The sequence below is a fragment of the Thioalkalivibrio sp. genome (assembly GCF_041690275.1).
In the GTDB taxonomy this organism is placed as follows: domain Bacteria; phylum Pseudomonadota; class Gammaproteobacteria; order Ectothiorhodospirales; family Ectothiorhodospiraceae; genus Thioalkalivibrio.
The window spans coordinates 59,663-66,233 of sequence record NZ_JAWLHP010000008.1 but is presented as its reverse complement, the minus strand read 5'-3'; the positions used below and the strand labels follow the sequence as shown (position 1 = coordinate 66,233).

The 6,571-nt window shown below is 63.6% G+C and carries 4 protein-coding genes and 1 pseudogene; 2 read left to right on the top strand and 3 right to left on the bottom strand.

Going from position 1 to position 6,571, the window contains the following annotated elements; all coding sequences use genetic code 11:
* A pseudogene (locus tag ACESMN_RS02675) lies at window positions 1-454 on the top strand (hypothetical protein); the annotation flags it as partial.
* Between the two features lie 36 nt (window positions 455-490).
* Here the strand turns inward: ACESMN_RS02675 and ACESMN_RS02670 are convergent.
* Window positions 491-1,624 carry an AI-2E family transporter gene (locus tag ACESMN_RS02670; RefSeq protein WP_373052038.1) on the bottom strand — a complete coding sequence of 378 codons (1,134 nt, stop codon included), beginning with the start codon at window positions 1,622-1,624 and terminating at the stop codon, window positions 491-493.
* A gap of 366 nt (window positions 1,625-1,990) precedes the next feature.
* Entirely contained in the window at window positions 1,991-3,529 is a 1,539-nt protein-coding gene (locus ACESMN_RS02665) for an HDOD domain-containing protein (protein WP_373052037.1), read from the bottom strand.
* Window positions 3,530-3,970: 441 nt separating this feature from the next.
* Between ACESMN_RS02665 and ACESMN_RS02660 the strand changes: the two genes are divergently transcribed.
* The gene (locus tag ACESMN_RS02660) at window positions 3,971-4,612 is read left to right on the top strand and encodes a hypothetical protein (protein WP_373052036.1); all 642 of its coding nucleotides are present in this window, start codon (window positions 3,971-3,973) and stop codon (window positions 4,610-4,612) included.
* Window positions 4,613-4,774: 162 nt separating this feature from the next.
* On the opposite strand, the gene ACESMN_RS02655 is transcribed toward ACESMN_RS02660, so the two are convergent.
* Window positions 4,775-6,169: a hypothetical protein gene (locus ACESMN_RS02655; RefSeq protein ID WP_373052035.1), complete on the bottom strand. Its 1,395-nt coding sequence runs from the start codon at window positions 6,167-6,169 to the stop codon at window positions 4,775-4,777.
* Between the last annotated feature and the right edge of the window lie 402 nt (window positions 6,170-6,571).

Below are 6,571 nucleotides of genomic sequence, written 5' to 3'. Positions count from 1 at the left end.
CCCGCAACTCGATCTGGTTCACGATATCGTGTGTGCCCTGCTTGTGACCAAGGGCGTCTTCAATATCCGCATCCACTATTCTTCGAGCCAGCTCACCTGCTGGTTTTGCGACGACGTCTACCGGAACCGGGTCTATGTGCGCGAGGAGGTGCTGGCCCCCGGTTTCCTCGAGCAGTTCCGTGACCAGCCCATCGACCACCTGCGTCCCGTGGTTGATGAGGAGGAGTTGATCAAGGTACTTGAAGAGTTCCGGCGGCTGCGCACCTCGGACGAGCAAGTCTATCTGCGCATCGGGTCGCTCAACCGCATCAACGGGAGGATCGGTATGACCTTCTCGTGCGACGGCAGCCACTATATCGACCATCGCACCTTCTTCGAGAAGCTGGAGACCTTCGGTACGCTTGCGAACGGCGGCCAGTCGCTTTGCCAACCCGAAGACCACCCGCGCGACTGAAGGCCCAGCCGGGAAGGCCAGGGCTCGCATGGCCCACTAGTCCCCCTGGTCACCGCTGTCATCGGCGCGCCCCGGTTCAGGGCCTGCCGCCGGTTCATCGCTCCCATGCGTGAACGTCGAGTCCGGTCCGTGCTCCCGATCCTCCGTGTACATATGCCAGACTGCGATAAACAGCGCTGCGATCACCGGCCCGAGGACGAAGCCCGTGATGCCAACAAGACTGATCCCGCCAAGGGTCGACAAGAGCACCAGAAAATCGGGCATCTTGGTATCGCGGCCGACGAGAATCGGGCGCAGCAGGTTATCAGCCATGCTGATGATTGCCACGCCGTAGGCGAGCAGCACCAGGCCCTGAATCCAGTCGCCGACGATGACCAGGATGATGGCGGCGGGCGCCCAGACCAACCCGGCCCCGACGGCGGGGATCAGGGAGGCCGCCCCCATCACCACGCCCCACAAGACAGCACCTTCGATGCCTAGGATGGCGAAGATGAGCCCGCCCAGGAATCCCTGCACGAGGCCCACCACCAGGGTGCCCTTCACGGTGGCACGCGTGACCTCCGAGAACTTGTTGAACAGCCGCTCCTCCTGATCGTCCGGCAGCGGCATGGCGTGGTAAATGGCCTGCATGACGGTGTCGCCGTCGCGGAGGACGAAGAACAGCAGGTAGAGCATCAGGAAGAAGTTGAGGATGAAACCGGCCACATTCTGCCCGACGTCCAGCGACATCGAGGCGATGAATTGTCCGCCGTCCACCGCAGCCGAGGAAAGCCGCTGCTGGAGCTCGGAGAGATCGAGCCCGAAGCGCGCCAGCCACTCGGAGGCTTGCGGCAGTAGTCCCTGAACCCAACGGATTGCGGCGCCGACATCGGTCTCGCCCGACTGCACGCGCTGATAGAACGCCGTCGCTTCGGCGGCAACGGCCGAAACCAGCAGCAGAGTCGGCACGATCACCGTGAAGAAGATGACTGTCACGGTCAGCACGGCGGCGAGCGAGCGGCGCCCGCCGAACCGTTCAGATAGCCGGACCTCCACCGGACGGAACAGCAGGCCGATGACGACCGCCCAGAAGATCGGCTGCCAGAAGTTCAACAGCACGGCGCCGAAGGCGAGGCTTACCGCGACGATGAGCCCGGCAAAGAAGGGCTGACGGAGAGTAGGGGGCGTCATGATTCCTGGTTGGCGGCTTTTCACTCGCTTGACAAGGGGACTGGCATGATGCCCGTCGCAGTCGATGCGCAGAGTGCGCCGCAGGTTCCTACCTTGAGTCGAGTCTATCTTTCCGCTTGGCAGCAGGGAAGCCGCTTTGCAAGGAGTTGCCCCCAAAACTGGAGGTCGTGGCGGACCGCGGGTATTTCTGGTGTTCGAACCGGCCAACGGCCGCTGAGCCCGGCAGACGAGCCGTAAGGATGCTTGCCGACCCGAGAACGGTGTGGTGGCGCATTGAAAGCCTCAGTCATTCCCTCGCCCACAACGGCCGGCAGACCAGATCCGCGTGCACGACGCACCGATGATGCGGGTCCGGCGTCTCGATTGTCAGCGGGCGACCACGAGTCTGTTGCGCCCGCCACCCTTTGCCGCGTAGAGGGCCTTGTCGGCCGCCTCGAGCATTTCGTCCTGGGCGTGTTCGGAAGCACCGGGTTTCAGGCCGCTGAGCCCCAGGCTCACCGTCACCCGCAACGGGGGCGAGTGGTTGCCCACATCGACTTCCAGCGTCTCGATTCCGCGCCGGATCCGCTCCGCAAGTACCACCGCGTCGCGCGCATCGGTCTCGGGGAGGATGATCGCGAACTCCTCGCCACCGTAGCGTGCTACCAGGTCGCTGGAACGCACCGTCTCCGCGACATAACGCGCGATGCGCTTGAGCACCGTGTCACCGGCGGGATGGCCATGTCCGTCGTTGACCTTCTTGAAGAAATCGACATCGAACAGGATCAGGGTCAACGGACGCGCGTAGCGCGAGGCCTCTCCGATTTCCTTGCGCAGCATTTCCTGGAAGTGGCGGTGGTTGTAGAGCCCGGTCAGGCCATCCCGCGACACGAGTTCGCGCAGCCTGGAGTTGGCCTCACCGAGCTCGGCGGCGAGCTGCTCCGTGCGTGCCTGTGCCTGCTTCAGTTCCATCACCAGTTGCTCGTAGGAGAGGTTGAGGCGTCCGAGCTCGTCGTTCGCCTCCTGGAGCAACTGGGAGTAGGGTTTGATGGTGCCGGTTTCGATCTCATACACCGCAAGCATTTCCTGGGCGCGGCTTGCCACTGCGTCGATCAGCTCATCGGAAGACTGCTGGGTTTGCCCGTAATGCTCAGCCAGAAAGTCCTTGATCTGCATCGCGCGCTCGGCGCTGTGGAAACCGTGGTAGAGCGAGGCGACACGATCGGCGAGATACAGCAGGTTGATCGCGACCTGGCGGGAATCGGGTCCGGGAGCGAGTCTGTGGTGGTGGCGGATGGGCTCGGCCAGGCTCTCGGGCAGTCCCCAGCGACGCAGGATCTCCGCCCCGAGTTCCTGGTGGTCGCAGCCGAAACGGCGCGCTTCGAGGACACACAGCGGTTCCGGCGACGAAGCCTCCTCTTCCAGGACCCTCGCATAGTCCTCGGGCGCGACCAGGGCGAAGACCAGCATGCCCACATCCTGAAGCAGCGCGCAGGCGAACAGGTCCTCATTGGAATGCCCGATCTGGTTGGCGATCATCTCGGCGGCCACCGCCCCGGTGACGGCCCGTTTCAGGAATCGAGTGAAGTCGAAGCCGAACTGGCCATTGGTCTCCAGACCCCGTACCACGGCGAAGGAAAGGGCGATGTTCTTCACCAGATTCAGGCCCAGCAGAGCAATGGCCTGTTCGATTCGTGTGATCTGGCTCGGCACGGCATAGAGCGAGGAATTGGCCACCGACAACAGTCTTGCAGCCAGCGCCGGGTCGGTCGCGATCACGGCGGCCAGAGCGCGGTAGGAGTCGCCGTCGTCCCGGACCGCGTCGAGAATGCGCGCAGCAATGGCCGGCGCCGTCGGCAGGCGGATCTCGGTTCCCAGGAATTTCTCAACACCCACGGTCGCGTGTCCCTCACTACTGTTGATCAACGCCGTCAACCGGATGGCGGCAGTGTCTCAGGAATCTTGATCGGCGCACGCTTCGGGGATGCGCCCGTGGGCAGACAACCTCGCCGCGGCAGCGCTCACCGCCACCGCGGCGAACAGATCCTGCGTCCCGAAGAACCCCATCCGCAGTCCGACCAGCGCGAACGATGCCGGCCTCCCGGGTATTCGATGCACCTGCTATCTTTCCTGGTACGGCGATCGCCCGGTCGCCTCTCGTCCGGAGCACCATGAAACATTGCGCCTGTTCGTGCTCGCCCCCAGCAGTGCAGAAGCTGCAGCGGGTGCGCCGCATCATCCACCACTGTTGTGGACCCCTGGGGGCGGCCTGCGATCGGAATTCGGGTCGATTGCGATTCGCGGTCGTTCCCGTCGGTTGTCGTCTCCGGTCGTCAGGCGCGAACCGGTCTGGATCGGATCAAGGTCATGACCTCTGATCAGGTAGTCCCGATCCAGCGTCTCGCCAGTGCCGGACTCCGGGTCATTGCGGTGATGGTCCTCGTGGCAGGGGCCTTGGTATCAGCGATCTACTGGGTCGTCGAATGGCAGACCCCGCCCCTTCCCTGGCCTCTCGCCGCTGTCATCCTGCTGCAGATCCTCTTTGCGATCGCGATTGCCTTATGGTTCTGGCTGCTATGGCGTCGCGCCGACATGCTGCGGGCCCTTGTCGCGCATGACTATCCTGCGATGACCTGTACGGCCGTGTGCACGCGCCTGCTGGGTGAACTGATCGCCGTCCTGTTCGTACTCGGCTCCCTGGCGTTTTCGATCTCGTCCCTGGTCGCGGCGGATCTTGCCGCGGAAGCCGCCCTGACCTGGCTGGACCTTCGAGCAAACATTGTCGAGCCCACCGCCTACGGACTCGCCGTGGTCATCGCGGTGTCATGGCCCGTCGCCGGCCTGATGGCAGGGGGCTTCGTCCTCTTCGGCGCCTACCTCTTCGCTGAAGTGCTCATCGCAAAACTGGAGTACTGGCGGGACATCCGACGGATCCGGGAACAGCTGCAGTCTGGAATCGCGTTCTCCAATGGACAGGATCGATCGCCGGGCAACGGCGAAGACAGGTGAATGGCGGAGCGCCGAGACGATGAGCAAGGAATCTGCCGCTGGGCGGAACACCCGCTCCGGAAACCGAGCGGGTCGCGCCTGAAGCTGCTCCGGAGCAGGCCGTGTTCCGAGAGCGGAGGCGACCGCTCCGCCTTGACGGGCGGCCCCTCGGTTCGACCGCGGCTACTTGTAGAACTCGAAGGGCGGGGCCGGCGGCATGCCCCCGTCGAGCTTGCGCCGGAGGTCCTCGCGCATCGGCTTGTCGAAGCCACGCGGTATGTAATACCACGGCACGATCATGTTCTCGTGATAGGCGCGGCCGACGATCGGCCCGTCGAGCGAACCCTCATGCAGATACATGGCTCCTTCCCAGAGGGCAGTGTAGTCGGCGAAGCCGATCGCCTGCTGCTCCGGATATTCCGGGGCCACGTAGAAGGTGCCCTGCGGCGTCTCCAGCTTGCCGTAAAGCGGAATGTCGACATTCTCGACGACGTTCGAGGGCCAGGACTTGATCGTGGTCCAGCGCACCGCCGGCCCGAGGGCGTATTCCATCCGGCCGTCGGCGTGGATGTAGGCGTAGTTCGTCACTGCCTCGGCGATCGAGAGGTCCGGCTTGCGCCAGAAGCGCAGGCGGAACATGTCACCGTTGTCGAGATAGGCGTTCTGCCAGATGTAGTGGCCTTCGAGGTGATCGGGCGTGCGCAGGTTGCCCCACTGGTGCTCCCACCAGGCGAGGCCCTCGACCTCCATCTCGTGCCCGTCCACGACGACCGGGCCGGAGATCATCATCTTCGGCGCGATCGTGTAATAGGAGATGCCGTAGACCGTCTCCGGGTTGTGCAGGCCCGTTCTCGACACGTCGTAGCCTTCGTTTTCGAGGCCCCAGGGGGTGTTGAAGACATAACCGGGCGCGTAGACCTTGCCGGTGATGTCCATGCTGAAGGGCACGGAATTGCGCTCGGGCGCCGCTTTCACCACGTTGGCCTTGAAGTTCCATGTCTCGTCGGCGGCGCGGTAGCTTTCCTCCATCTGGCCGTGCTCCGGTGTGCCGATGCGGTAGCGGAACCAGAAATCCTCCCTCGGCGCATCGCTCGGCGATCCCTCGGCGATGAACTCGCCCGGATAGAGCGTGACCGACGGCTTGAACTCGCCGGTCCGGAGGTTGTGGGCCGCGAAGAAGACGTTCTTCACCGGCCGCTGGAGCCCCTCGTCCCATCCCGCGAAGAGCGTCATCCAGAATAGGGTGTAGGGCTCTCCGGTCGCCTTGTCATAGACGAAGGCGCTGAAGTAATACCACTCGCAGTATTCGGGGCCGTGATAGATCGGACCATAGTGATAACGGTGGTCCCGCGGGAACCTGTAGAGTTCATGGCCGCTGACCGTCTCGATCCCGTTCATCTCGCCCTGGCCGAAGGGCGTTGCGTTCCCGCTGCCGGCGGGAGTCGGGGGATATTCGGGAAAGCCCCACTCGTATGCGCGCGGCGAGGTCTCCCCCTTCATCTGTGCCCACAGGGTGGCCGGCGCGGCACTCAATACGGTACCGGAAGCTAGCAATTTCAGCAGAAGTCTGCGATCCATTCTTTTACCCCTTGATCAGTTCACAGCGTTCGTCCTTTGGCGCACCCGGTCCGCCGCGAGGTTCGTTCAGTCCCGAGTATAGGGATCGGGTCCGGGCACAACAGTCAAAAAAGCGCATAACGGAACACGGGGCAGTCGGATGGAAAGCGGGCGTTCGAAACGGGTGTCCGGCATCGAGGCCGGGAATGCGTGCGGGGGTGCAGTGAAGGTGATAACCTGCGTCAACGATGCCCTCAGCACAAGGCCGGTGGTGGGCGGAGCGACCGGCGGGGCTGCAGTGGAAAGCGGTACGGGCGCGTGCTGAAATGGAGCAGGGGGCTTGGCGCAGATATGGCATTTCGGCTAATGTGAACCGGTCTTTTACACTTCGGGGCAGCCACGTTTGTACCGGCCATAGTAAAA

What these genes read in the sequence shown, in the direction of transcription:
- ACESMN_RS02670 (WP_373052038.1), bottom strand. Translation starts at nt 1,624, where the DNA reads ATGACGCCCCCTACTCTCCGTCAGCCCTTCTTTGCCGGGCTCATCGTC.
- ACESMN_RS02660 (WP_373052036.1), top strand. Translation starts at nt 3,971, where the DNA reads ATGACCTCTGATCAGGTAGTCCCGATCCAGCGTCTCGCCAGTGCCGGA.
- ACESMN_RS02655 (WP_373052035.1), bottom strand. Translation starts at nt 6,169, where the DNA reads ATGGATCGCAGACTTCTGCTGAAATTGCTAGCTTCCGGTACCGTATTG.